Raw genomic sequence first — 24,249 nt, 5'->3', positions numbered from 1 at the left:
GCGGGCGAGTTCTGGGGGCCCCGGGGCGGGGCCGGCTCTCCGCCGACGCGGGGGTCGGGCCCGCCCTCGGCCGCGGGATCCGGCTGGCCGCGGGCCGCGCGAACGTCTCCGCCGTCGTCCTGGCGCGGCCCGGCGGCCCGCCGATCGGCCCGGCGGTCGTCGACCGGATCGAGGCGGCCGCGCTGCGCCCCGCGGCCGTGCCGGCCCGCATCGCGATTCCCGTGCAGGCTCCCGCCGCCGAGTCGTTCGCCGCCGCCCCGGCCGTGACCCCGGCCCTGGCCGAGCCCTCCGGCGAAACCGGCGCCAGACCCGACCGCCCGGCGCGGCTCCAGCGCGTCTGCGCGCTCGAGGAGCTCGACCCGGCCGCCGAGGACGGGCGCATCGGCGTGGTGGTGCTGGCCGGCCGCCACGCCCGGATGCGGGCGGTGGACCGGATCCGCGACCTGGCGGCCGCCTCGGGCTGGCACCTGCTCGGCGTGGTCGAGGACGGGGGCGCGCGATGACCGCCGCGATGACCGCCACGACCACCACGGCGGTGCCCTTCGCCGTACCCTCGTTCACCGGCGCCGCCCGCGAGGCGGCGCTGCGGGTCCTCGATTCGGGCTGGATCACCACCGGCGCCGAGTGCGGCGCGTTCGAGGCCGAGCTCGCCGCGTACCTCGGCCAGCCGTACGTGGTGGCCGTCGCCTCCTGCACGCAGGCGATCGAGTTGAGCCTGCGGGCGCTGCGGCCGGCTCCCGGCGCCCCCGTGCTGACCCCGAGCCTGACGTTCTGCGGCGCCGTGGCCGCGATCGTGCACGCCGGGTGCCGCCCGGTGCTCGTCGACGTCGACGAGGACACCCTGGTGCCGAGCCCGGCGACGGTCGCCGCGGCCGTGCGCCGGGCCGGCAAGCCCGCGGCGATGGTGGTGTGCCCGCTCGGCGGATATCCGGCCGACCACGCCGCGCTGGCCGACGCCGCCGGACTGCCGGTGGGGCGGATCGTGGTCGACGCCGCCCACGGGCCCGGCGGTGCGGTCGGGCGGGCCGACGACCCTTCGCGCGCGCCGTACGCGACCTGCCTGAGCTTCTACGCGACCAAGAACCTGCCGATCGGTGAGGGCGGCGCGATCGCCACCCACGACGGCGACCTGGCGGCCTGGCTGCGCTCCGCCCGGCTGCACGGGATGACCCGCGACGCGTGGCGGCGCTACCTGCCCGGCGGCTCGTGGCGCTACGACGTCGCGGAGCTGGGATTCAAGGCGAACCTCACCGACCTGCAGGCGGCGATCGGCCGCGCCCAGCTGGCCGCCCTGCCCGGCTGGCAGCGGCGGCGGGCCGAGCTGGCGGCACGCTACGACGCGGCGCTCGCACCGCTGGTTCGGCTGCCGCGGCGGGACCCCGGGCACGCCTGGCACCTGTACCAGGTGCGGGTCCGCGAACGCGACGCGGTCATCGCCGGCCTGTCCGAGGTAGGCATCGGCACGTCGGTGCACTTCATCCCGGTGCACCGGCTCACCGGGTTCGCCGCGTTGTTCGGTCCCGACGAGCGTGCCGCCCTCCCGGTCACCGACCGCGTCGGCGCGCAGCTGCTCTCGTTGCCGCTGTACCCGGACCTGACGCCCGATGCAGTCGACGTCGTCACCGGCCGCCTGGCCGAGCTGCTCGCATGACACCGAACCGGAGGTAACCCCCTCGTGAACTGGCGCAGAACATCGACGGCCCGTGATCACCGACAAGCGGATGGGCTGGCCACCCTTGTCCTCGGCGCGGGTCACGCCGGCCGCACCCTCGTGGGGGCGCTGCGCACCGCGCCCGGATACGGGCTGCGCCCGGTGGGCTTCCTGGATGACAACCCGAGGCTGCGCCGGGCCGCGGGACTGCCGGTGATGGGCCGGCTGGACGACGTGGCCAGGGCGGCCCGGATCACCGGGGCGCGTGCCGCGCTGGTGGCCATCCCCTCGCTGCCGCCGCCGCGCATCGCGCAGCTGATCGACCGGACGGTCGCCGCCGGGCTGCTGGTGCGCCACCTGCCGTCGTTCCTGGCCGCCGTCGAGCGCGACATGCGCCTGTCGGACCTGCGCGGGGTCGAGGTGGGCAAGCTGCTCGGTCGCGACGAGATCCACGTCAGCTCCCAGCGAGCGCGGGCGCTGATCAGCGGCCGGCGGGTGCTGGTCACCGGCGCCGGCGGCTCGATCGGCTCCGAGCTGTGCCGGCAGATCCGCGGCTTCGGGCCCGCCGCGTTGTACCTGCTCGACCACGACGAGTCGAACCTGCACGGGCTGCACCTGGAGATCACCGGGTCGGGAGTCCTGGACTCCAACGAGATCATCATCGCCGACATCCGCGACCGGCGCCGGCTGGAGCAGGTGTTCGCCACGACGCGACCGGACATCGTCTTCCACGCCGCGGCGCACAAGCACCTGCCCCTGCTGGAGCGCCACCCCTGCGAGGCCGTGAAGACCAACGTCCGCGGTACCCAGGACCTGGTGGACCTCGCGGTGCGGCACGGCACGTCGCGCTTCGTGCTCATCTCGACCGACAAGGCGGCCGACCCCGTCTCGGTGCTCGGCGCGACCAAGCGGCTGGCCGAGATCGTGGTGCAGGCGGCGGCCGGCGGTCCCACCTGCGTGGCGTCGGTGCGGTTCGGCAACGTGCTGGGCTCGCGCGGGTCGCTGCTGAGCGTGCTAGCCGACCAGCTGGCCAAGGCGCAGGCGGTCACCGTCACGCACCCCGACGTCACCCGGTTCTTCATGACCATCGAGGAGGCGGTCGGGCTGGTGCTCGAGGCGGTCTCGATGGCCGAGTACGCGGAGACGTTCGTGCTCGACATGGGCGAGCCGGTGCCGATCGTCGAGCTGGTGCACCGCTACGCCGAGGCCGTGCACCTGCCCGAGGTGACGATCCGGTTCACCGGCCTGCGGCCGGGCGAGAAGCTCAACGAGAAGGTCTTCTCCGACTCCGAGGTGCGCGTGGCCACCGCGCACCCGAAGATCTGGGCCACCCGTACCAGCGAGGTACCACCGGGCCTGCCGGCCATGCTCGGCCGGCTGTACGCCGCGGCCGACGACAACGACGAGCCGGAGACCTTGGCGCTGCTGCGGCGGCTGCTGCCGGAGTACCGGCGCACGGCGCACCCGCAGACCGCCGCGAGCGTCGCCGGCCCGTACCCGGACGGGTTCTGATGCGCTACCACACCGCCGGCGAGGTGCTGGACGTCGAGACCGAGCTGCCGTGGGCGGCCCGGCTGGTCGCCCGTGCGCTCGGCGCCGCCGGCCCCACCGCGCCGCCGCGGGAGACCACCGGCCCGCCCACGATCCGGCTGCGGATCGAGGCGGGCTCGACGGCGCTGCCCCTGCTCGGCCTGCGCCAGGTGACCCGCGGGGCCTGGACCGACCGGGTCACGACCGTGCTGGTCAACGCATGCGGATCCGGGTTCGACCTGCTGGTGACCGCCGGCGAGCCGCTGGAGATCCTGGCGCGGTACCGGCCGGGCGGGTCGCTGCGGGCCGTCAACCTGCTGCTGGGCGCGCGGTTCGGGCTGCTGGCCGGGCAGATCCTGGTGCACTACCCGGTGCTGTGGCGGGCCGGCCGGCGGGGCCGGGTCCCGCTGCACGCCTGCGTGCTGCGCGGCGGTCCTGGTGGCCCTGGCGGCCCGGCCACGCCGCTGCTGGCCGGGCCCGGCGGGGTGGGCAAGTCGACCCTGCTGCGCCGGGCCCTCGACGCCGGGGCGGTGGCCACTGCCGACAACCTGTGCTGCGCCGACGAAACGCGCTGCTTCGGCGTCGCTGAGCCGCTGCGCCTCGACGGGCCCGCCCCGCGCGGGCCGCGCGCCGGCACGTCGCACGGCCGGTTCGAGCTGCCCGTGGCCGCCCGCGAGCCGGTGCTGGAGCCCGACCGGCTGGTCGTGCTCGAGCGCGGCCCACGGACCGAGGTCGGCCGGCTCGCGCCGGACGAGGCGGCGCGGGCCCTGGTCGCCGGCACGTACGCCGCCGGCGAGCTGCGCCGGTTCTGGGCGTTCGCGGCGACCCTCGCGCTGGCGACCGGTCTCGGTCCGGCGCACCCGCCGATCGAGGCGATCGCCGCGGGCTACGCACGGCGGCTGCCGTGCCTGCGGGTGCGGGTCGGCGACGGCGATTCGGTGTCGGCCGCGAGCCTGTGCGGCCTGGCGATGCGAGGGGGAGTCACAGCGTGACAACGGGGGAGCTCACAGTGGACGGCGGACGGCTCAGGGTAGCGACGGTGATCACGCGCATGGCGGCGGGCGCCGGCGGGGTCGCCCTGCGCGGGGCGCTGGCCCTCGATCCGGACCGCTACGACGTCACCTTCATCGCCGGCGGCCAGGGGATCACCGCGGGGGAGGCGCGCGGCCCCGCGGAGCCGGCGGTGCTCAGCGGGGCCGAGGCGGTGAACGACGCCCCGGCGGGCGACCTGCTGCTCGACGCGTTCAAGGCGGGCCTACAGGTGATGCGGCTGTCCACCCTGGTACCGCAGATCTCCCCGCGCCAGGACGCCGCCGCCCTGCGGACCCTGACCCGGCTGCTGACCGAGGGCGGCTACGACGTCGTCCACACGCACAGCGCCAAGGCCGGCGCGCTGGGCCGCATCGCGGCGTCGCGGACCCGCGCGGCCCGCATCGTGCACACCTTCCACGGCTTCCCGTTCCACGACTTCCAGGCGCGCTGGCTGCGGGCCGCGTACGTGCGCGCGGAGCGGCACCTGTCCCGGCGTACGCACGCCTTCCTCGCCGTCGGCGGCGCGGTCGCCGCGCAGGCGATCCGGCTCGGGCTCGCCCCGCCGGAGCTCATCCGCACCATCCCGCCGGCCGTCGCGGGCCGCGACGCCGAGCCCGGCCCGTGGTCCCGGGGGCTGGCCCGCCGCCGGCTCGGGCTGCCGCCGGGCGTCCGGCTGGTTGGCACCGTCGGCCGGGTCGACTACCAGAAGGCGCCGGAGCTGTGGATCGACGCGCTCGCCGAGACCGGCGACGACGTGTGGGGCGTGTGGATCGGAGACGGGCCGCTGCGCGGGCGGCTGCTGGCGCGCGCGGCCAAGCGCGGCGTGGCCGGCCGGTTCCGCCTGCTGGGCCATCGCGACGACGTCGCCGAGCTGCTGCCGGCCTTCGACGTGTTCGCGCTGGCCAGCCGGTACGAGGGGCTGCCCTGCGCGCTCATCGAGGCCGTCGGCGCCGGGGTGCCGGTGGCGGCGACCGCGGTCAACGCGGTGCCCGACGTCGTCGTGCCCGGCGAGACGGGCCTGCTGGTCCCGCCGGAGAACGCCGGGCTGCTCGGCCGGGCCATCCGATACCTGCTCGACGAGCCGGTCGAGGCCGCGCGGATGGCCGCCACCGCCCGCGACCGGCTCGGCGGGCGCTACACACCCGAGGCGCTGGGCGCCGTACTCGATCACACCTACCGCTGGAGCATCGCGTGGAACTGAACCTGATCGGCCGTGCGCCGACGGTCTTCGACGGCCCGGACCTGCCGGCCGACGAGGCCGCCCTCGCCGAGGTGGTGTCCCAGGCCGGCGCGGCCGACCTCGCCGCGCCGCCGGTGGTGCTGCCGGACTTCCACCACAAGTCCAACCTGGAGCTCCCCTCGTCGGTGGCGGTCGCGACGGTCGGCACGATCCGCCCGACGCTCACCTCGGCGTCGGTGAACTGCGGGATGGCGCTGCTGACGCTGGACTGCGAGCGGCCCGGCCCGTCCGGCATCACCGAGTTCTACCGGCGGGTCCGGGAGCGCTACCCCTATCCGGCGCGCAACCTGCGGGAGCTCTCCGCGCACGAGGTGCGGCGCGCGGCGGTGGACGGCGCCTACTTCGCCGCCGAACGGTTCGAGGTCGACGCCGCCGAGCTGACCCGGGTGGAGGAGTCCGGCCGGCTCGGCCTCGACCGCTACGGCGGCGCCGAGCGGCTGGCGCGGGAGCTGCCCGGGCTGGCCTATCAGCTCGCCCGGCTGCGCTTCGGCACGGTCGGCCCGTCGAACCACTTCGTCGAGCTGCAGGTCGTCGAGGAGGTCCTCGACGAGCGCACGGCCGAGCTGCTGGGCGTACGGCAGGGGCAGCTGACGCTGCAGTACCACGCCGGCGGCGGCGTGCTCACCGGCGAGATCGGCGCGCTGTTCGGCCGCCGCCGGCACTACCCGCGCCAGCTGCGGATGGCGATGGCGGTGCAGAAGCCGCTGTTCCACCTGGCGACCGCGCGCTCGTACCGGCAGCTGCGGGAGCGCCTGTCGCTGTACTTCACCGGCGGCTGCCCCCCGGTGCACCGCGACAGCGACGAGGGGCAGCGGCTGATGCTGGCCAACGCGGCCGCGATGAACTACGGCTTCGCCTTCCGGATGGCCACCTATGCCGCGCTGCGCCGCATCGCCGCGACGGTCTTCGGCGGCAGCGGCGGCCGCCTGGTCGTCGACTCGCCGCACAACTCCATCTACGAGGAGGAGGTCCGCGGCGCGACGGCGGTCGTGCACCGGCACAACGCCTGCCGCGCCTACCCGGCGTGGCGCTGCCCGCCGGGCACGGTGTTCGCCGCCACGGGCCAGGCGGTGCTGCTGCCCGGCACCCACCGGACCTCCTCGTACCTGGCGGTCGCCGGGCCGGACGCGGCCGACAGCCTGCACTCCGCCTGCCACGGCGCGGGCACCCTGGTCTCCGGCTTCGCCGAGCGGGGACTCTCCGGCCCGCATCCCGCCGGGCACGAGACCCTGCGCTTCGGCTACGACGACGCCGCCCCCGCGCGGGTGCGCCACCTCGACGACAACGGTGTCAACGCGGCGCTGCGCGTGCTGGTGGACCACGGCCTGGTCCGGCCGGTCGCCCGGCTGCGCCCCCTCGCGGTACTGAACTGAGGAGATCCGATGCCGGGTGTACAACGCGACGCACCGCGCGGCCTCGACCAGCGCTGGTGCCTGCTGGTGCCGCACGGCGCGGTGATAGTGCGCGTCGCGCGGCGCCGGGACGCGGTGCGGCAGGTCCGCGCCCTGCCCGCGGGTACCCAGGTGGTGCTCGTCGGCGGGCGGCGGCTGCGGCGGGTCGCCCGGCGCGCCGGGATGCGGATCCGCGCCGAGTACGTGGCCCTGCCGTCGCTGGCCGAGCCGGTCACGCTGACCCGGGTGACGCCCGGCTCGCTGCGCTGGACCGCGCGGTGCGTGCTCACCGTGCCCAGCGGCGTGCGCCGGTTGCACGCTCCACTGTGGACCGCGGTGCGGCTGGTGCGGCGGTTCCCGGGGCTGCTGGCCCGGGTGCCGGCCGGCGAGCGGCTCATGATCGGGGCGCGATGACGACGCCGGCCGCGCAGGACGCCCCGCGGGCGCCCGTGCCGCCGCGGCTGGACTGGCTGCTGCGCCGGCCGGGCACCAGCGCGGTGCTGCTGGCCGGCTCGCGGGACCCGAACGCGAAGCTCACCGTGGTCCTGCTCGACGACTACGGGCCCTCGTTCGTCGTCAAGGTGCCGACCACCATGGCCGCGGCGCGGGTGGTACGGCGGGAGGGTGCCCTCCTGGGGCGCCTGGCCGGGCTCGGCCTGGGCCGGCTGGCCACGACGCTGCCCCGGCCGCTGGGCTACCTCGGCCACCGCGGCCTGCCCGCGCTGGCGTGCACGGCGCTGCTGGGCACGCCGATGGCGGTCGGCTACCACGGCTGGCGGCACACCGCGCGACGGCGCAGCGTCGGGGCCGACTTCCGGGCCGCCGGCGACTGGCTGGCCGAGCTGCAGCGGCGCACCGCCGGCCCGCCGGCCCCGGTCACGCTGCTGGCCGACGCCCTCGACGCGATCCGGCGCCGGTTCCCGGATCATCCGGGCCTCCCGGCGGCGCACCAGCGCCTGGCTGCGGCGGCGTGCCGTCTCGCCGTCGAGCGCACGCCGCGGACCGTGGTGCACGGCGACTACTGGTTCGGCAACCTGCTGGTCGACCGGGGGCGGGTCGTCGGGGTGGTGGACTGGGAGTGCGGGCGGCCGGCCGGCGAGCCGCTGCGCGACGTCGCCCGCTTCGCCGTCAGCTACGCGCTGTACCTCGACCGGCACGTGGCCCCCGGTGCCCGCGTGCCCGGCCACCGCGGCCTGCGCGCCGACCGCTGGGGCGCCGGCATCGCCCACGCGGCGGCCGGGCGGGGCTGGTTCGGCGCGTTGGTGCGGGAGCACGTGTCCGGCGCCCTGCAGCGGCTCGGCGCCGACGGTGGCCGCTGGCGCGACGTGCTGCTCGCCGGGGTCGCCGACGTCGCCGCCACGGCCGACCATCCGGGATTCGCCCGGGACCATCTGAACCTGCTCGTCGAACTCTCGGGCGGATCCGGCGGCGCGGACGGCCCGGCCGATCCGCCCGATCTGCCCGCGCCGGGCGTCGGGGCGCCCGGGGACGAATCGCGCGGAGACGAGCCGACCGGCGTGGCCGACGCGGCCGGGGCGCTGCGGTGACCGCGACCGCCGCCGTCCCGCGCCCCGCTCCGGTGGCCGGTCGGCCCGCGCGCTGGCGGCTGCTGCACGTGCTCGTCTCGGCGGCCGTCGTGAGCCTGCCGCTGCTGCGCCCCTCCGGGCCGGGCAACAGCGGCCTGGTCGACCTGGCGCTGCTCGCCGCCATGCTCGCCGGCACCGTCCGGGCGTCGGCGCTCGCGCTGCCGATTCGCCTGCCGTACGCGCTGCCGGTCGGCCTGGCGATGGCCGCCGGCGCGGTCGCGGCCACGGTCAACGGCGGGCAGGCGGGCGTCGTCTGGCGGGGCACGGTCGCGCTCGCCCAGGACCTGTTCGTGTTCGCCTGGGCCGCGGCGATCGCCACCATCGGCCGGGACCACCGGGCGCTGGACGTGTTGTGCCGTGCCTGGGCGTACAGCGCCACCGGCTGGGCCGCGCTGATGATCATCGGCGAGCTGGCCGGGGTACCCTGGCTCAGCGGCATCACCGAGCGCGACGGTGTCCGCGCCTCCCTCACCCTCGGCGATCCGAACCTCGCCGCGAGCTACTTCGTGTGCGCGCTGCTGGTCATGCGGGCCGCTCGCCGCCCGCGGCCCGCGTGGGCGCGCCGGCTCGCGTGCGCCGTCGTCGTCACCGCGGTCCTGCTGACCCTGTCCAACGGCGGGATCCTCGCCATGCTGGTCGCGACCGCCCTGGGCGGGCTGTTCGCGCTGGCCCGCCGGCGCGGGGCGATGGTGGCGCTGGCGGCCGCCACCGTGCTCGCGTTCGGCGCCGTCGCCGTCGTGTCCACGGCGGACGTCACGGGCTGGGTGGACCGGACCGAGCAGTCCTCCCCCTGGATTCGCGACTCGCTGGGCCGGGAGGCGCAGAGCAGCGGCAGCCGCTCCACCGTGGCGGCCGAGACCGCCCGGCTGTGGCTGGAGGCACCGAACCCCTTCGGCATCGGCCCGGCGAGCACGGAGGCGGCGCTGCGGGCCGGCCAGGCCCCCTACGTCAAGGAGGCCCACGACGACTACCTCGCCGCCGTCCTCGAGCGCGGCGCGCTCGGCGGGATCGCGCTCGCCCTGCTCGTCGCCGCGGTCGCCGTGCGGGCCCGCCGGATCAGCGCCGCCGACGGGGTGGGGCCGCAGCACCGCGCGGTCGTGCCCCGGCCGGAGCTGCTCGCCGCGGCGGCGGTCGCGATCGGCCTGTCCGGGTTCATCTACGAGGTGCTGCACTTCCGTCACGTCTGGGCCGTGCTCGGGCTCATCGCCGCCCTCGAGCTGTCCGGGCGGCGGCGATGACCGCGCTCGTCACCCCGGCGCCCCGGCGGGTGCGCGCCCGGCGACTCGTCGCCGGCAACCTGGTCGCCCGGCTCGGCGCCCTGATCTCCCTCGCCGCGGCCACCGTCCTGGTCGCCCGCACCGGCGGGCCGGACCAGGTCGGCGCGTTCACCCTGCTGCGCGTGCTGCCCGGGCTGGCCGGCGTGGTCGCCGCCGCCGGGCTACCGGGCGCCGCGCCGTTCTTCCTCGGCAGCCGCTCCGCCGACCCGCGGCTGCGCCCGACCCTCGTCGCGCTCACCTGGCTCGGCGCCACCGCCGCCGCGGCGGGCTGGCTGGCGCTCACCCCCGCGCTGCGCCTGGTGTTCTTCCAGTCCTGGGGCGCGCCCATGGTGGCGGCCGCGGCGGTGGCCGTGTTCACCCAGCTGTTCGTCGCGGTCGGCAAGGCGCTGCTGCAGGGGTCCGGCGACCTGCCCGGCGCCAACGCGGCCATCGTCGGCGAGGAGGCCGTCTTCCTGCCGCTGTACCTCGCCCTGCTGCCGTTCGGCGCGGGCGTCTGGACGCTGCTGTGGGCCCTCGCCGCCGCCGACGCCGCAGTGGCGGTCGTCATCGCCGTGCGCCTGCGCCGCCTCGGCTTCTTCGCCGGCTGGGGCCGGCCGAGTCACCGGCTGGGCCGCCAGATCTGCGGCTACGGCTGGCGCGGCCAGCTGGGCGGCATCCTGGCACTGGTCAACCTGCGCCTCGACGTCGCCGTCCTCGGCGCGCTGGCCGGCCCCGCGACGCTCGGCGTCTACGCGGTCGCCAGCAAGTACGCCGAGCTGCTGCGGCTGCCCGGTCAGGCGGTCAACTACGTGCTCTACCCGGCCTTCGCCGCGCGGGACGGGCGCGATGCCCGGGCCCGCACCCGGGCGCTGCTCGCCCCGGCGGCCGGGCTGACCGCGCTGGCCGCGATCCCGCTGGCGCTGGCCGCCGGCACCCTGCTGCCCCTGCTGTACGGCCCCGGCTTCGGCGGCGCCGTGGTGCCCGTGTGGATCCTGCTGGGCGGCCTCATCGGCGAGGGCGTGGCGGGCGTGGTCACCGCCTACCTGTACGGCGTCGGGCGGCCGGGGCTCACCTCGCTGGCCGTCGGCATCGGGGTCGCCGTCACCGTCGCCGGCGACCTGCTGCTGATCCCGCGGCACGGGGTGGTCGGCGCGGCCGTCGCGTCGAGCGTCGCCTACCTGCTGACCGTCGCGACGCTGCTGGCGTGCTTCGCCCTGACCCGCAGGAGCGGACCGTGAGAAGACGAACGATCCTGATCGGCGCGGCGGGGGTACTGCTGGCCGCCGCCGGCACCGCGCTGGCGCTGCGACCGGCGTCGAGCCCGCCCGGGCCGCCCGTCGCGTCCTGGGTACCGTCGCAGGCGCCGGTCGTCGGCACCAGCGGCGACCGGTACGCGGCCGCGGTGACCGCCGCGCACCAGCTCGGGCTGACCGTCTGGCTCGAATCTGACCTGGTCAAGCGCTGGCTGGCCGGGCCGGACTCGTTCCGCGGCGCCGTGGCGGCGATCGCGCGGCTCGCGGCGCGGCCCGGCGTGGCCGGCATCAAGATCGCCGACGAGCTCGGCTACCACGACGGGCTCGACTCCGCGGAGCAGGTGCAGCGGTTCCTCGACGCCGCCGCCGAGGCGCTGCACGCGGCCGCGCCCGGCAAGCGGCTGCTCATCGACCTCCTGGTGCCCGAGCTGGGCTGCCTGCCGGGCCGCCCCGCGCCCCCGGGCGGCGCGGCGGCCTGCGCCGGTCAGGCCCGCGCGCGGTACCCGCAGCTGACGGCCGACGCCGTCGACGGGTACCTGCGCTCCCGCCGGGTCGACGTCGTGGACCTCTCGACCGGGCTGCTGGCGCCGGCGACGTACCGTGGCTGGGGCGTCGACCAGGACACCGCCCAGCGGGCGGCGTGGGCGGAGGCGCAGCGGCGCGGCTGGGACGGGTCGGTGACGCTGCAGGCGCGCAAGGCCCTGGCCCATCCGGGTGCCTACGCCGGGACCGACGCGGGGCCGAGCCTCACCACGTTCGTCGACATCCCGCGACGGCAGGGCGCCGCCGCCGTCGACGTGTGGACCTGGCGCCAGCAGTACCAGGGCGAGACGTACCGCCTGCTCGACCCGGGGCTGCGCGGCAACGCCCTGTGGGAGGGGCTGCTGCAGCGGCGCGCCGCGGGGGCCCGCCTGTTCACGCACCTCTCGCCCTCGTCGCTCGAGACCGACCTGCAGACCGATCTCGCGATGCTGGCCAAGGTGTTCACCGACGTGTTCCTCGCAGCCGGGACGGGTTGAGCAATGACGACCGACGACCGCACCCGGCCCGCCCCGGCCCACACCCGCCTGAGGCCCGCCCGGCGGCTGCTGGACCTGCTCGCCGGCGGCGTCGGGCTGCTGCTGGCCGGCGTACCGCTGCTGATGCTGATGCTGGCCGTGCGGCTGGACAGCCGCGGGCCGGCGCTGTTCCGCCAGGTCCGGCTCGGCGAGCGGGAGCGCCCGTTCGTGCTCTACAAGCTGCGCTCGATGCGCACCGGGCCGCCCGGGCCGGACCTCACCACGGCCGGCGATCCCCGGGTCACCCGGCTCGGCGGCTTCCTGCGCCGCACGTCCCTCGACGAGCTGCCACAGCTGTGGCACGTGGTCCGCGGGCAGATGACGCTCGTCGGGCCGCGGCCGGAGACCCCCGCGCTCGCCCGGCAGTACCCGCCCGAGTGCCGCTGGGTGCTCCAGCACCGGCCCGGGCTGACCGGACCGGCCCAGGTGCGCCTCCGCGACGCCGACGTGCTCGGCGTCGCGGAGGAGGGCACGACGCAGCGGTACCTCACCCGGATCGTCCCGGCGCGGACCGCGATCGAGGCGGCGTTCCTCGCCGCCCCGACCCTGGCCGCCACCCTCAGGGTGCTGGGCGATACGGTCCGGCACCTGCTGGGGCGCCCCGTTCCGCGGCGCTGACCGGGAGCGGGTCGCAGCGTGCGTTGAGGCACTCGCCCGTCTCCAGGTCGAACGCGAAGTTGTGGGCCAGGCAGTGCAGCGTCCTACCGTCCACGACGGCGCCGATGGCGAGGTCCTCCCCGGCGTGCGGGCAGTACCGGCCGACCACGAAGACGCGGTCACCGACCGGGATCGTGATCCGCTCGTCGTGGTCGCGGCCGGTCTCGTACGCCTCGACGGCCCGCAGCGCCCCCTCCTCGGCGTGCTTGAGCAGCCCGATCAGGTAGTCGTTGTAGCGGTCCGGATCGCGGTGCGCGGTCAGCCGCAGCGACAGCAGGAGGTCCTCCCAGGAGATCGAGCCGGCCAGGACCGCGGCGAGCCACCGCCCCGCGACCGTGAAGGTGTACTCCGGCGCCGCCGCCCCGCCCGCGAGGTCGACCCGGGCGCCGTCGGCGTCCAGCCGCACGTCCCAGTCGCCGCCGTTCGGGCCGGTCACCCGGAAGCGCACGGTCATGCCGATCCGCTCGAGGAAGTAGGGCGACAGCGCGCCGAGCCGCGAGAAGTGCGCGGCGAAGACGGCGCCGAAGCCGGGCCCGGGCTCGGGGGCGCCCGCGCGTACCAGCTCCAGGTCGGCGGCCCGATCGGCGGCGTAGCGGTCGAGGTACTCCTCGAGCCCGTCGGTGTAGCTGAACCGGGCGGACACCGGGTCGGGCACCACCGCGCCGGTCGCCAGGTCGAGCACGTCGCCCGGCCGGAAGCAGGCCCAGCGCTGCGCCGGCAGATGCTCGCTCAGCCACGCGGCGGCCTGTTCGTTGTCCGGGAAGACGCCCGGGGCGCGGATCGAGTCGTTGAACGCCCGCAGCTCCGGGTCGAGGAAGCAGGCCGGGCCCGCGAACGGCACGGCCAGCTCCGGCCCGGTCGCCCGGACCAGGCGCAGTACCGCGCGGAACTTGCCGATCCGCTTCTCGGCCTCGATCCGGGCCCGCACCTCGGGCGGGTACGAGTAGCAGATCGGGTGCCAGGACGCGCCCGCGCTCTGCACGGTCATCAGGTCGAGCCGGCCGCCCGCCAGATGCTTCGCGCGGCGTGCCTGCGCCGCGGTCAGCCGGGCGTCGTTGCAGTCGAGGACCGCGTGCCCGTCGGCGACGACGAGCAGGGCCGAGTCGTGGCACATCGGCGACTGCTCGGGGATGGCGGCGATCCACGACCCTTGGTCGTCGAGGGGGAACGGTCGCCACGGCTCGAGCTCGACGACCCTCGCCACGCCGGCGGCGCGCAGGCGCTCGCGGAACGCCGGGCCGGGATAGCGCGGGATGAGCACCCGGGTGTGCGGCGGCAGCCGCGACAGGACCGACAGGTCCATGTGGTCGAGGTGCTCGTGCGAGACCGCGACCCAGTCCACGTCGAGCAGGCCGGGCCGGTCCAGGTGGTCGTTGCGGGGAAACTGGTGCCAGGCGCCGAGAAACGCGCCGGTACGAGCGAACCAGGGATCGGCGAGCAGCTGGAACCGGCGCGCCCGCACGTGCAGGCCGGCATGGCCGAGGAAGGTGACCGCAGGCATACGACGACCCTGGGCGTCCCGGCCCGTTTCGGCATCACACGCACGACGTAGCCGGCGCTGCGCCGGCTGGAGGGTACGTCACCCGCGGAAACGCCGCATCGCCCCGCCGCGCGGACGCATGGACTAGAGTTCAGGCTGGTACGGGCGGTGGCGCGACGATCGGGGGACGGTCGCGGGACCCGCGACCGTATCTCGGGGGGAAACGAGAGTGGTCATATCGCCACGACTGCCGGATCAGGCCATCGCGAAGACCGGTAATACGGCTGGGAACACGACCGGAAACACGGCACTGCGCACCGTCGGCCGGGAGCTCGACGCGACGGCGGGCGCTCGGCCGGACGCGGACGGCGCCGAGCGGGACCGGCTCCGCCGCCGCCGGCTCAGCCACGACATCCACCACGAGCTCGGCACCATCATGCTGCTGGCCTCGCTGCTCACCACCGCGCCCGACGTCGGCGAGGAGAGCCGCAAGCGCGCACGGCAGATCCTCGGCGAGGCCCGCTGGCTCGACCAGCTGCAGCGGGCGTACGAGGAGAGCACGCCGGAGCGCGACGGCGGGCACGGGCCGGCGCACGTCCGGCCGGTCCGGCTGGACCTGGTGGCCGCCGAGGTGGTCGAGGCGATGCGGTTGTCCTCGACCGTCGACATCCGGCTGACCGCCGCCGAGGCGTGGGCCAACGTCGACCGCCTGGCGCTCTGGCGGGCGCTGCGCAACGTGCTGGGCAACGCCCTGCGCGCCACGGGCGCGTCCGGCCGCGTCGAGGTCCGCGTCTTCGCCGCCGACGGGTGGAGCGTCGCCGAGATCGACGACAACGGCCCGGGGTTCGGCGCGATCGAGCCCGGGCTCGCCTCCCTGGGGCTCGGCATTGTGCAGGAGGTCGCGACGGCGTGGGCCGGGCAGCTGGAGTACCGTCGCGGCCGGCTCGGCGGCTGCTGCATCCGGCTACGGCTGCCGGCGGCGCCCGGTGACGGGCGGCGCGCGTGCGGCTGCTGATCTGTGACGACCACGTCGTCTTCGCCGACGCCCTGGCGCACCTGCTGCGCACCCACGGCAAGGACGTCGTCGCGGTGACCCACCACCCCACGGAGGCGGTCGCCGCGCTGCGCGCCCACGAGGTGGACCTCTGTCTGCTCGACGTGGACTACGGCGCCGGCACCGGCGTGCGGTGGCTGGGCGACGTGCGCGCCGCCGCCCCCCGCAGCCGGATCGTGCTGCTGTGCGGCCAGACCGACGAGGAACTGCTGTCGGCCGCCCGCGCCTACCGTGTCCGCGGCGTCGCCGACAAGCGGCGGCCTGTCGCCGAGATCGTGACGCTGCTCGACCGCGTCCACGCGGGCGAGTCCATGCTGCCCCGGCGGGCCGCGGCGGCGCGCGCACCCCGGCACGCCGGGTCGGCCGAGCGCTTCCTCGCCTCCTACCTCACGCCCCGCGAGCGGCAGGCGCTCAGCGCGCTGGTCCGCGGCGCCGACACCGCCGGCCTGGCCCGGATGCTGGGCATCGCCCAGACGACGGCGCGCTGCCACATCCAGAGCGTCCTGGCCAAGCTGGGCGCCCACTCGCGCCTGGAGGCCGCCACGACCGCCGTCCGGCACGGCATGATCAACCCCGCCACCGGAGAATGGATCATCGCCGGCTGACCACACGCCGCCGTCAGGCGGTGATGACGACCTTGGCGCGGGCGTGCTCGATCTCGAGGTACCGCATCGCCTCCGCCGCTCGGTGCAGCGGGTAGGTCCGGTCGACCGCCGGGGTGATCTGCCCCGCCTCCAGGTACTCGCGCAGCGTGGCCAGGACCTCCGCGCTCGGCGGCACGTTGGGCAGCGGCCTGATCCGGCGGTTGCCCAGCCGGGCGGCGAGCGTGGCCCGGGTTATCAGCGCCATCGGGCCGAAGAGGCTGGGCCGGCCGCCGCCGGACATGCCGCCGCCGGCGAGCACGAGCGTGCCGTCGCCGGCGAGGACGCGCTGGCACTCGCCGAGCGTGCGGTTGCCGACGAGGTCGAGCATCACGTCGTAGCGTTCGCCGGTGCGGGTGAAGTCCTCCCGGGTGTAGTCCACGACGTGGTCGGCGCCGAGCTCGGCGATCAGCTCGGCGTTGCGGGTGCTGCACACGCCGGTCACCGTCGCGCCGAACGCCTTCGCCAGCTGTACCGCGAACGTGCCCACGCCCCCGGAGGCGCCATTGATCAGCACGTGCTGCCCGGCCCGCACCCGGCCGTAGTCGCGCAGTGCGACCAGGGCGGTCGTGCCGGCCAGCGGCACGGCGGCGGCCTGCTCGAACGTGAGCCCGGCCGGCTTGTGCCCGACGAAGCCGACCGGCACCCTGACGAGCTCGGCGAACGCGCCGTCGTCCTCGCGCAGGTCGCCGTATACCTCGTCGCCCGGCGCGAAGCGGGTCACCCCGGCGCCGACGGCCTCGACGACGCCCGCGAAGTCGCTGCCGCGGATCTGCCGGCGGGGCGCGTGCCGGCCGAACATCGACGGCATCATGAGCCGCGCCAGGTAGGGGTCGCCGCGCATGATGTGCCAGTCGCGGGCGTTGACGGCCGCGGCGCGGACCCGGACGAGCACCTCGCCCTCGGCGGGCGCCGGCGGGTCGACGTCGAGCAGTCGAAGCGTTTCCGATGAGCCGTACCGTTGCTGAACGATTGCCTTCATGGCCTCGATGGTGCGGTCGCTTCCGGTCACGTTCATCGGTACTTGGGCCGGAGCGTTTTCGTACTTCCGGCGCCGCGCCATCGGACCGAGCGCGTTCGGGTTCGTTCGCTCAGGCGCGGGGGAGGACCGCGGTGACCGTCCAGCCGCGGATCGGGCCGGGGCCGGCCACGCAGGTGCCGCCGACCAGCTCCGCGCGCTCGGCCATGCCGACCAGCCCGAACCTGCCCGGCACACCGCCCGGGCTCGCCGCGCGCGCCGGGGCCGGCTCGCCGTCGTCGCTGACCCGCAGCCGCACCGAGGCCTCGTCGGCCACGACGCTGACCTCGATGTGGGTCGCGTTGCGGGCGTGCCGCCGGGCGTTGGTGACCGACTCCTGTGCCAGCCGGTAGATCGCGGTGCCGATCGGCGTGGGCAGGTCGTCGACGTCGCCGGAGATCTCCACGGCAATCGCGGGCCCGACGCGGTGCTGCCCGGCCAGGCCACGCAGGTCCGCCACGCGCGGGGTGGGCGACAGCTCGGCCGGCCCGTCGGTGCGCAGCACCCGCACGATGCCGCGCATCTCGGCCAGGGCCCGCGACGCCTCGGCCTCGATGACCTTCAGCGCGTCGGTGGCCGCGTCCGGGTTCATCGGCGCGGTGGCCAGGCCGGCCTGGGCGCGGATGATCATCGCCGACACGTGGTGCGCGACCGTGTCGTGCAGGTCGCGGGCCAGCCGCTCGCGCTCGAGCAGCTTCACCTGGTCCAGCTCCCGCAGGCGGGCCCGGGCCCGGTACCGCAGCGCCGCGCCCAGCGCCGTCACCGCGAACAGGACGCCGAAGCCGCCGACCGTGTCGGTCGGCCCCGCGAACCCCATGGACAGCGAGAACAGCAGCTTGGCCACGATGATCGCGGCGCCGACGACGGCCTGGCGCACGGAGCCCCAGCGCGCCAGCGCGTAGCCGAGGAACAGCACGAACACGAACGCGTTGAGGCCCAGGTCGTGCCCGGTCGCCAGCGGCGCCAGCCCGCACGCTCCGAACGCGAACGCGACCGCCGGAAGCGGTCGGGTGCGCCGCCACAGCAGCGTCGGCAGTACCGCGAGCGCCACGCCGCCCGCGAACCAGCGAAACGGCAGCTCGGGCCGGGCCAGCACCTCGCCGGCGGCGGCGAGCGCGAAGCCGCCGACGAGCACCCAGTCGCGCCACATCCGGGCGGGCGGATCGGCCGGACTCGGCTCGTCCCAGACGGAGCGCAGCCTTGCGAGCATCGCGCCGATTCTATTGGCCGCCCAGCCGCGCCGGATCCGACCAAAGTACGACCGGCCGCGCCGTACCGCTGGGCGTTTTGTCCTAGATCCTGCCGGTAGGCGCGATTGTCACCCGCGGCAATGTCGCGGGAACCCTGCGTCATCGCCGTTCTGTGGCCTTTGGGCGGGTTTCGTCGTATTAGCCTGAACGCGTGGGCGGATACCACCTCGGCATCGACTTCGGCACCGCGCGGACCGCCGCGGTGCTGGCCAGGCCGGACGGCCGGCGCGAGCAGCTGCTGCTCGAGCCCTCCGCGGTGTGCCTGGACAACGCGCCCCACTTCGTCGCCGGGTTCGACGCGGTCGAGGCCGGGGAGGCCAGCCCCGACCGGTTCGAGCCGCACCCGAGGCGCACCATCGACAAGGGCTCGGTCGTGCTCGGCGGCGTCGAGTGCCCGGTGCGCAGCCTGTTCGCCGCGGTGCTCACGCACGTCGGCGGGGCGGCCCGGCGGGTCGCGGGCGGGCCGATGTCCGGCGTCGGCCTGACCCATCCGGCGGGCTGGCACCGGCCGCAGATCGCCGTGCTGGAACGCGCCGCGGCGCTGGTCGGGCTGCGGCCCGCGCGGCTCGTGCCGGAGCCGGTCGCCGCCGCGCTGCACGCCGAGGAGACCGGGCTGCTCGCCGTCCCCGACGGCGCCTCGGTGGCCGTCGTCGACCTCGGCGCGGGCTCCGCCGACGCGGCCGTCGTGCAGCGCACCGGCCGCACGTTCGCCCTGCTGTCCTCCGCCTCCGTCGCCGAGGCCGGCGGCCTGGCCCTCGACGCCGCGATCCTGGCCCACCTCGGCTCGGCCTTCGCGCGCCGCAGCGGCTCGCGGTGGAAGCCCGGCCGCGCCCTGCTCGACCGCGCCCTGCTCGACGGCGCCCGGGAGGGCCGTGAGGAGCTCACCGCGTCGAAGGCGGCCACCATCCCGGTACCGTGGGCCGACTCCGGCATGGCGCTGACCCGGACCGAGTTCGAGTCGCTCGCCCGTCCGCCGCTGCGTCGCGCGATGCAGGCCCTCACGTCCATCGTCGCGGGTGCCGGCGGGCCCGAGCCCGTCGGCGTGCTGCTCACCGGCGGGCTCGCGCACACCCCGCTCGTCACCGAGTTGCTGGTCGAGACGCTCGGCCTGTTCCCGGTACACCTGGAAGGCCCCGTCCTCGCGGAGGGCGCCCTGCTCGCGGATCCCTCCCTGGTACCGCGCCGGCCGCGCCCCGTCCCCGAGGCGCCCCCGCCGGCGGATCCGTGGGCGGCGCTGCAGCGCCAGAGCGTCACCGTGGCGGCCCCGCCCCGCTCCCCGGCCGCACCGCCCCGGCCGGTGGCGCTCGAGCCCTGGGAGATCCGGGCCGAGCTCTGGACGCTGGAGCAGGACAAGCCGTGGCGGTACGAGCGGGAACTGCTCGCGATCCGGGCGGAGTGCCGGGCGGCCGAGGCCGAGTACCGCACCATCAAGGCCGAACTGGTCGCGGCGGCCAGGGAGCTGGCCGGCCTGCGCAGCGAGATGGATCTGGCGTCGACGGACCTGAGCGCGGCGGGGACGGGCCTGCGCGCGGCCGGTGCGGAGCTCGACGAGTTCGAGGACGAACTCGAGCTGATGGCCACCAGGTTCCGCACGCCGCGCGCGGCGGCTCCCGCCCCCGAGCCCGGACCGGACGTCCTCGCCACCCTGCGAGCCATCACGGAAGCCGTGCCGCGGGCCCCTGCGCAGCCACCCGCCGCGGAGCCCGAGGCCGACGACTTCGGCGCCCTCGTGCGGGTGATGAGGCGATACCTGCGCTCGTCGCGCCGCGGCCCGGTCGCGGAGCCGGACCCGCCCGACCAGGGCGCCGACGGCCAGGGCGATCCGGCCGGCGAGCCGCCGCTGTCCGACGTCGCGGTCTCGCCGGCCCCGCGGTTCCCCGCGCCGAGACTCACGCTCGCCGACCGTTCCGTGCCCCCGACCGGTTCCGGGCCCCGGGCCAGGACCCGCTCGCAGCCGGCCGGCCCGCGCCCGCACCGGCGCGTGCGGATGCGCCCGGCGGTCAGCGCCGGGCTGACGCTGTTCGTCGCCCTGGTCGCGCTCGGCGCCGGCACGCTGGTGGCGCTGAAGCTGACGGGTTCGCTGCCGGAGCGCGAGTTCCGGGTCGGCGACTGCGTGGCCCAGAGGTCTGACCGCGCCACCGTGGTCGACTGCGACGCCCGCGGCGCCTTCGAGATCACCAAGCAGATCTCGCGCGCCGATCGCTGCCCGGACGCCGGCCAGCCGTTCGTCATCAGGGGCGAGGCGCTGTACTGCCTGGTCCCCGTGCCGGAGGGCCAGCGCCCCTGACACCGGCGCCCAGGGCAGAATTGCGGCGTGGAACGTCGTGTCGGGTGGGCAGGGTGGGCCGCCTTCGTGCTCGGACTGCTGTACGCCTTGGTGAGCGCCTACTGGGCGGCCGGCGGCACCGCCGGTCTGAGCACGCTCGGCGGGACGATCGAGGAGCTCGGCCGCGCCCGCGACCCGGGCCTGATCGCGATCGTGTGGGTCACGGCGGCGCTGAAGCTGGCCGTCGCGCTGGCCGGCCTCGCGGTCGCGCGGCCCGGGCCGTGGCGCCGGCCGCTGCGGTTCGTGGCGTGGACGGCCGCGGTCGTGCTGGTGTCGTACGGCGGGCTGCTCGTCGCCGGCCAGGCGTTCGTGGAGGCCGGCCTCATCGACGCGGCGCCCGGCGCGAACCGGTCCGCGATCCGGTGGCACCTGTACCTCTGGGACCCCTGGTTCCTGGCCTGGGGCCTGGCGCTCGGCGCGGAACTGCTCGGCAGCCGCCGTCCGGACCGCGAGCGCGGCGGGCGGCCGGCGCCCGGCGGCGCGGCGGCCTGAACCGCACGTGCTGGGCGGGACCGGCGCGAAGCCCGGCCGCATGGCGACGCCGCGCGGGGAGGAGACTCGGCCAATGGCAGTGACCATCGCGGACGTGGCGAAGCACGCCGGGGTGTCGCGCAGCACGGTCTCCTACGTGCTCAGCGGCAACCGGTCCATCTCCGCCGAGACCATCGCCCGGGTCGAGGCGAGCATCGCGGAGCTGCAGTTCCGCCCGCACGCCGGTGCCCGGTCGATCCGCACCAGGCGCACCGGGGTCATCGCCATGGCGCTGCCGCTCGTGCACGGGCCGCACAACCAGGTCCAGATGCCCTACGTGTGGGCGGCCCTCACCGCCGCCCAGGGTGCCGGGCTGAAGCTGCTCATGCTCACCGACGACGACGGCACCTCGGCGATCCGCGACGCCGTCGGCTCGGCGATGGTCGACGGCGTCATGCTCATGGAGGTGCAGCAGCGGGACCCCCGGGTCGAGCTGCTGTGTTCGCTCAAGTGTCCCGCGGTGCTGGTCGGTACGCCGGACAGCCCCTACGGCCTGCCGTATGTCGACTTCGACTTCGCCGCCTGCGGGCGCGCCTCCGCCGAGCACCTGCTGAGCCGCGGCCACACCCATGTGGGCTTCCTCGGTCAGCACCCGGAGGCCTACCGGCGCGGCGCCGCCTACGCCGCGCACGCCCGCGACGGTGCCCTCGACGCCCTGCGCGAGCAGGGCGCCGCGGCCACGTGGACGCCGTGCCTGCCCTCGGCCGGCGGAGTGGTCGACGCGCTGAGCGACCTGCTGACCCGCGACCCGGACATCAGCGCGATGGTCGTCTACAACGAGTGGGCGCTGCCGCTGGTCGTCGATCGCCTCGCCGGGCTCGGCCGGCCCGAGGTCGACATCGTCGCCATCTGCCCCGACGACGCCGTGGAGCGGATCGCCGCGCCCGTCACCTCGGTGTCCCTGCCGGTGGAGGAGCTGGCCCGCACCGCGGTGCACCGCCTCGCCGGGCTGCTCAACAACGAGGTCCAGCCCTCCGTCACAATGCTGGCCCCCGTGCTCAAGGTGCGCTGAACACGCCCCCGCATCGGCTGCCTGTCTACGGCACGGTTTTCTCGATCGCCGCCGGGCCGAGCTCGTCGAGCTCCCGCTGGGCACGCCGGACGTTGGCCGGGGTCGGATCGCGCCCCTCCGCCAGGGCGAGGTCCTCCGCGGTCCACTCCTGGTCCGCGCCGGTGCGGGCATTGTGCGCGCCGACCGCGTCCACCGTGCGGGCCGCGGCCGGTATCCCGGAGATGATCGGTGCGTCGTCGTCCATGCCGTCTTCCGTACCCCCGCCGGGCCGGGCTAATCCACGCGGCCGCACCGTGGGATTCTGGCGTTGCGGCGGCGGTCGTGCCGGCTCCGGGCGGTCGGCACGGTGGCGGCCGTCAGGCGGGATCAGCGGCCAGCAGCGCGCCGTGCAGGAACAGGTCGACGAGTTCGGCGACGTCGATCGGGTCGGACCCGGTCTGCGCGAACCGTCCTCGGCTGAACATGATGCCCAGGAACACGTCAGTCGCGGTGCCGGCGGGCAGGCGCAGCCGATCGGCCTCGGGCTGGAACAGCTCGGCGACGGCCGCCTTCGTCTCGGCCTGAGACGCGTCGCGGCCCGTCGAGCGGCCGGATGCGCCTTCGTCCTCGACCGGTGGGCGGCGCCGGTGCTGGTGGCCCGACGCGTGCAGGGCGCCGAGCACGGCCCCCATGCGGCCGAGGTGGGCCGACAGCGCGTCCGCGGCCTCCACCAGCCGGTCGGCGAGGGGCTGGTCGAGGGAGATCGATCGAAGCTCGCGCAGCACGTTCGTCGGGTCCAGGGCCCGTGCGACGCACGCCTGCAGCAGCTCGTCCTTGTCGGCGAACACCCGGAAGACGGTCGCCTCGCCGATGCCGGCGGCCCGGGCGATCTGTGCGGTGGTGACCGCGCTGCCGTACTCCGCGACGAGGGGGAGCGCCGACTGCAGGATCATCTCGCGGCGTTGCTCGGTGGTCATGCCCGGCGCGCGGCGCCGGGAACGCGTTGGTTCGGTCATGCCCCAACAGTACGGAGTGAGTACTCACTCCGTCAATCGAAATGCGCGGCGGGCACGTCAGGCCTTGGGCGCCCCGAACACCAGCATCGCGTCGGCCGGGGGAGCGCCGTAGAGCTCGACCACGGTGTCCTCGTCGAAGCGCGACTCGTCGGCGACGTTGACGAAGTCGCGGATCGCGGTGCCGGTGCAGTACGTGTCGGCCAGCGGCGCGCCCCGCTGGGCCAGCACGTCGGGCACGTGCACGGTGCGGAAGTCGATGCTGTAGCGGGCCAGCCCGGACGTGTTCGGGGTCGAGCGGTGCAGGTGCGCGCCGGAGAAGAGCAGCACCTGGCCGGGCGCTGGCAGCGCGATGAGCTCGTTGGGCGGGTTGTGGTCGTACGCGCCCGGGCGCACCTGGGCCTCCGCCTGCACCGACCGCGCGGTGGTGAGCCGGCCCACGTTGTTGCGGTAGTAGTCGAAGTCGCCCGAGTTGTTCCGCACCGGGGCGTTGAACCGGTCCAGGTCGAACGACATCGCGTTGGTCTCACGCACCGGGAACACCGGCAGCCACCAGTTCAGCTGCTGGTTCGGGGCCGAGTACCACACATCGCGGTGCCAGGGGAAGGCGAACGCGACGCCGGTGTTGAGGTGCCCGATCGGGAACGAGGTGCGCGGCTTCGGCACGTCGAAGTGCGTCTCGGCGGCCTTGAAGCCAGCCTCCTCGATGATGTTGCGCACCAGCGTCTTGGACCGCTCGTGGTGGATGAAGCGCGGCTTCCACGGGCCGAGCAGCTCGGCCATCGCCTCGGGCGCGATGTGCTCGTGGACGTGCTCCGGGTCGTGCGGCGCGAACAACTCGGTGAGCTGTTCGCGGGCGTGCTCCACGAACTCGGCGACGGAGGGCAGCTTCGTCAGCACGAGCAGGTGGCCGTCGTAGAGCCTCTGGCGGAGCTCGTCCGCGGAAGCCGGCGGGTCCACGTAGACGGCCATGAAGCAACCTCCCCAGTCAGGCGACGAGCCGAGCCTAGGGACTCGGATGTTGCCGCGGTAGCTCGGCATTGTCGGTTAACCGTCGCTGACCGCGGATTTCGGCTGTACGGGCAGCCCGGCCGGGTCGAACGGACATTGTTTCCGCATGGCGAACGAACCTTTGACAGCCGGTCGATATCGACGTACAACACTTTTAGGGTGCTCTCACGGTCTCCGCCCGGACCGGCCGCCACCGGCCCGGGCGGTGCGGCTCATGGCCATTCCTGGTCTCCAGGAGGTCTCGGATCACACGGCCCGGCGCCCGCGGCTCACCGCGTGC

General features: G+C 75.8%; 22 protein-coding genes and 1 pseudogene. 17 read left to right on the top strand and 6 right to left on the bottom strand.

The window, feature by feature from the left end; all coding sequences use genetic code 11:
• The 12 genes and pseudogenes from ABT297_RS20295 to ABT297_RS20240 all read left to right on the top strand — a co-directional run.
• Nucleotides 1-503, top strand: a pseudogene (locus ABT297_RS20295) (hypothetical protein); the annotation flags it as partial.
• A complete protein-coding gene (locus ABT297_RS20290) occupies nucleotides 500-1,651 on the top strand; it encodes a DegT/DnrJ/EryC1/StrS family aminotransferase (protein ID WP_350551658.1) in 1,152 nt (383 codons plus the stop codon). The pseudogene ABT297_RS20295 and the gene ABT297_RS20290, both read left to right, overlap by 4 nt.
• Before the next feature lie 24 nt (nucleotides 1,652-1,675).
• Nucleotides 1,676-3,163, top strand: a complete 1,488-nt coding sequence (locus ABT297_RS20285) for a polysaccharide biosynthesis protein (protein WP_350551655.1) — start codon at nucleotides 1,676-1,678, stop codon at nucleotides 3,161-3,163.
• Nucleotides 3,163-4,173 carry a hypothetical protein gene (locus ABT297_RS20280; RefSeq protein WP_350551652.1) on the top strand — a complete coding sequence of 337 codons (1,011 nt, stop codon included), beginning with the start codon at nucleotides 3,163-3,165 and terminating at the stop codon, nucleotides 4,171-4,173. Before ABT297_RS20285 ends, ABT297_RS20280 begins: the two co-directional genes overlap by 1 nt.
• A 47-nt stretch (nucleotides 4,174-4,220) precedes the next feature.
• Complete coding sequence (locus ABT297_RS20275) at nucleotides 4,221-5,414, top strand: glycosyltransferase (RefSeq protein ID WP_350551650.1); 1,194 nt, start codon at nucleotides 4,221-4,223, stop codon at nucleotides 5,412-5,414.
• Complete coding sequence (locus ABT297_RS20270; protein WP_350551648.1) at nucleotides 5,405-6,826, top strand: RtcB family protein; 1,422 nt, start codon at nucleotides 5,405-5,407, stop codon at nucleotides 6,824-6,826. The genes ABT297_RS20275 and ABT297_RS20270 overlap by 10 nt, the downstream gene beginning before the upstream one ends.
• A 9-nt stretch (nucleotides 6,827-6,835) precedes the next feature.
• Nucleotides 6,836-7,258: a hypothetical protein gene (locus ABT297_RS20265; RefSeq protein WP_350551646.1), complete on the top strand. Its 423-nt coding sequence runs from the start codon at nucleotides 6,836-6,838 to the stop codon at nucleotides 7,256-7,258.
• Entirely contained in the window at nucleotides 7,255-8,391 is a 1,137-nt protein-coding gene (locus ABT297_RS20260; protein WP_350551643.1) for a phosphotransferase, read from the top strand. The genes ABT297_RS20265 and ABT297_RS20260 overlap by 4 nt, the downstream gene beginning before the upstream one ends.
• The gene (locus tag ABT297_RS20255) at nucleotides 8,388-9,668 is read left to right on the top strand and encodes an O-antigen ligase family protein (protein ID WP_350551640.1); all 1,281 of its coding nucleotides are present in this window, start codon (nucleotides 8,388-8,390) and stop codon (nucleotides 9,666-9,668) included. Before ABT297_RS20260 ends, ABT297_RS20255 begins: the two co-directional genes overlap by 4 nt.
• A complete protein-coding gene (locus ABT297_RS20250; protein WP_350551638.1) occupies nucleotides 9,665-10,924 on the top strand; it encodes an oligosaccharide flippase family protein in 1,260 nt (419 codons plus the stop codon). Before ABT297_RS20255 ends, ABT297_RS20250 begins: the two co-directional genes overlap by 4 nt.
• Nucleotides 10,921-11,958 carry a hypothetical protein gene (locus ABT297_RS20245; protein WP_350551635.1) on the top strand — a complete coding sequence of 346 codons (1,038 nt, stop codon included), beginning with the start codon at nucleotides 10,921-10,923 and terminating at the stop codon, nucleotides 11,956-11,958. The genes ABT297_RS20250 and ABT297_RS20245 overlap by 4 nt, the downstream gene beginning before the upstream one ends.
• Before the next feature lie 3 nt (nucleotides 11,959-11,961).
• On the top strand, nucleotides 11,962-12,615 hold the full coding sequence (locus ABT297_RS20240) for a sugar transferase (protein WP_350551632.1): 654 nt from the start codon (nucleotides 11,962-11,964) through the stop codon (nucleotides 12,613-12,615).
• On the opposite strand, the gene ABT297_RS20235 is transcribed toward ABT297_RS20240, so the two are convergent.
• Complete coding sequence (locus ABT297_RS20235) at nucleotides 12,557-14,155, bottom strand: Rieske 2Fe-2S domain-containing protein (protein WP_350551629.1); 1,599 nt, start codon at nucleotides 14,153-14,155, stop codon at nucleotides 12,557-12,559. The genes ABT297_RS20240 and ABT297_RS20235 overlap by 59 nt on opposite strands.
• A gap of 208 nt (nucleotides 14,156-14,363) precedes the next feature.
• Here ABT297_RS20235 and ABT297_RS20230 point away from each other — a divergent pair, with 208 nt between their 5' ends.
• Entirely contained in the window at nucleotides 14,364-15,149 is a 786-nt protein-coding gene (locus ABT297_RS20230; RefSeq protein ID WP_350551626.1) for a sensor histidine kinase, read from the top strand.
• Nucleotides 15,137-15,793 (top strand): response regulator transcription factor, encoded by a 657-nt coding sequence (locus tag ABT297_RS20225; RefSeq protein ID WP_350551624.1) that lies wholly within the window; start codon nucleotides 15,137-15,139, stop codon nucleotides 15,791-15,793. The genes ABT297_RS20230 and ABT297_RS20225 overlap by 13 nt, the downstream gene beginning before the upstream one ends.
• Nucleotides 15,794-15,806: 13 nt before the next feature.
• Here ABT297_RS20225 and ABT297_RS20220 read toward each other — a convergent pair whose 3' ends face one another.
• Complete coding sequence (locus tag ABT297_RS20220; RefSeq protein WP_350551621.1) at nucleotides 15,807-16,811, bottom strand: NAD(P)-dependent alcohol dehydrogenase; 1,005 nt, start codon at nucleotides 16,809-16,811, stop codon at nucleotides 15,807-15,809.
• Between the two features lie 109 nt (nucleotides 16,812-16,920).
• Nucleotides 16,921-18,057, bottom strand: coding sequence for a sensor histidine kinase (locus ABT297_RS20215; RefSeq protein ID WP_350551618.1), 1,137 nt, complete (start codon nucleotides 18,055-18,057; stop codon nucleotides 16,921-16,923).
• A gap of 191 nt (nucleotides 18,058-18,248) precedes the next feature.
• Here ABT297_RS20215 and ABT297_RS20210 point away from each other — a divergent pair, with 191 nt between their 5' ends.
• The 3 genes from ABT297_RS20210 to ABT297_RS20200 all read left to right on the top strand — a co-directional run bounded on the left by ABT297_RS20210 (nucleotide 18,249) and on the right by ABT297_RS20200 (nucleotide 21,966).
• On the top strand, nucleotides 18,249-20,384 hold the full coding sequence (locus ABT297_RS20210) for an Hsp70 family protein (protein ID WP_350551615.1): 2,136 nt from the start codon (nucleotides 18,249-18,251) through the stop codon (nucleotides 20,382-20,384).
• A 27-nt stretch (nucleotides 20,385-20,411) separates the two neighbouring features.
• Nucleotides 20,412-20,915 (top strand): DUF3995 domain-containing protein, encoded by a 504-nt coding sequence (locus tag ABT297_RS20205; RefSeq protein WP_350551612.1) that lies wholly within the window; start codon nucleotides 20,412-20,414, stop codon nucleotides 20,913-20,915.
• A gap of 73 nt (nucleotides 20,916-20,988) precedes the next feature.
• Nucleotides 20,989-21,966 carry a LacI family DNA-binding transcriptional regulator gene (locus ABT297_RS20200; RefSeq protein WP_350551609.1) on the top strand — a complete coding sequence of 326 codons (978 nt, stop codon included), beginning with the start codon at nucleotides 20,989-20,991 and terminating at the stop codon, nucleotides 21,964-21,966.
• Between the two features lie 25 nt (nucleotides 21,967-21,991).
• Here ABT297_RS20200 and ABT297_RS20195 read toward each other — a convergent pair whose 3' ends face one another.
• The 3 genes from ABT297_RS20195 to ABT297_RS20185 form a co-directional block, all read right to left on the bottom strand.
• Complete coding sequence (locus tag ABT297_RS20195) at nucleotides 21,992-22,210, bottom strand: hypothetical protein (protein WP_350551670.1); 219 nt, start codon at nucleotides 22,208-22,210, stop codon at nucleotides 21,992-21,994.
• 112 nt (nucleotides 22,211-22,322) lie between these two features.
• Nucleotides 22,323-22,961, bottom strand: coding sequence for a TetR/AcrR family transcriptional regulator (locus ABT297_RS20190; RefSeq protein WP_350551607.1), 639 nt, complete (start codon nucleotides 22,959-22,961; stop codon nucleotides 22,323-22,325).
• A 57-nt stretch (nucleotides 22,962-23,018) separates the two neighbouring features.
• A complete protein-coding gene (locus ABT297_RS20185; RefSeq protein ID WP_350551604.1) occupies nucleotides 23,019-23,930 on the bottom strand; it encodes a phytanoyl-CoA dioxygenase family protein in 912 nt (303 codons plus the stop codon).
• Nucleotides 23,931-24,249: the final 319 nt, after the last annotated feature.

Origin of the sequence: Dactylosporangium sp. NPDC000555 (assembly GCF_040300025.1) — a bacterium.
In the GTDB taxonomy this organism is placed as follows: Bacteria; Actinomycetota; Actinomycetes; order Mycobacteriales; family Micromonosporaceae; genus Dactylosporangium.
This window is presented reverse-complemented; position numbering and strand designations above follow the sequence as displayed.

Excerpts from the sequence above, each read along its gene's own strand:
- ABT297_RS20195 (WP_350551670.1), bottom strand. The coding sequence starts at position 22,210 with ATGGACGACGACGCACCGATCATCTCCGGGATACCGGCCGCGGCCCGC.
- ABT297_RS20260 (WP_350551643.1), top strand. The coding sequence starts at position 7,255 with ATGACGACGCCGGCCGCGCAGGACGCCCCGCGGGCGCCCGTGCCGCCG.
- ABT297_RS20190 (WP_350551607.1), bottom strand. The coding sequence starts at position 22,961 with ATGACCGAACCAACGCGTTCCCGGCGCCGCGCGCCGGGCATGACCACC.
- ABT297_RS20290 (WP_350551658.1), top strand. The coding sequence starts at position 500 with ATGACCGCCGCGATGACCGCCACGACCACCACGGCGGTGCCCTTCGCC.
- ABT297_RS20220 (WP_350551621.1), bottom strand. The coding sequence starts at position 16,811 with ATGAAGGCAATCGTTCAGCAACGGTACGGCTCATCGGAAACGCTTCGA.
- ABT297_RS20235 (WP_350551629.1), bottom strand. The coding sequence starts at position 14,155 with ATGCCTGCGGTCACCTTCCTCGGCCATGCCGGCCTGCACGTGCGGGCG.
- ABT297_RS20250 (WP_350551638.1), top strand. The coding sequence starts at position 9,665 with ATGACCGCGCTCGTCACCCCGGCGCCCCGGCGGGTGCGCGCCCGGCGA.
- ABT297_RS20185 (WP_350551604.1), bottom strand. The coding sequence starts at position 23,930 with ATGGCCGTCTACGTGGACCCGCCGGCTTCCGCGGACGAGCTCCGCCAG.
- ABT297_RS20240 (WP_350551632.1), top strand. The coding sequence starts at position 11,962 with ATGACGACCGACGACCGCACCCGGCCCGCCCCGGCCCACACCCGCCTG.
- ABT297_RS20215 (WP_350551618.1), bottom strand. The coding sequence starts at position 18,057 with ATGCTCGCAAGGCTGCGCTCCGTCTGGGACGAGCCGAGTCCGGCCGAT.
- ABT297_RS20200 (WP_350551609.1), top strand. The coding sequence starts at position 20,989 with ATGGCAGTGACCATCGCGGACGTGGCGAAGCACGCCGGGGTGTCGCGC.
- ABT297_RS20280 (WP_350551652.1), top strand. The coding sequence starts at position 3,163 with ATGCGCTACCACACCGCCGGCGAGGTGCTGGACGTCGAGACCGAGCTG.
- ABT297_RS20265 (WP_350551646.1), top strand. The coding sequence starts at position 6,836 with ATGCCGGGTGTACAACGCGACGCACCGCGCGGCCTCGACCAGCGCTGG.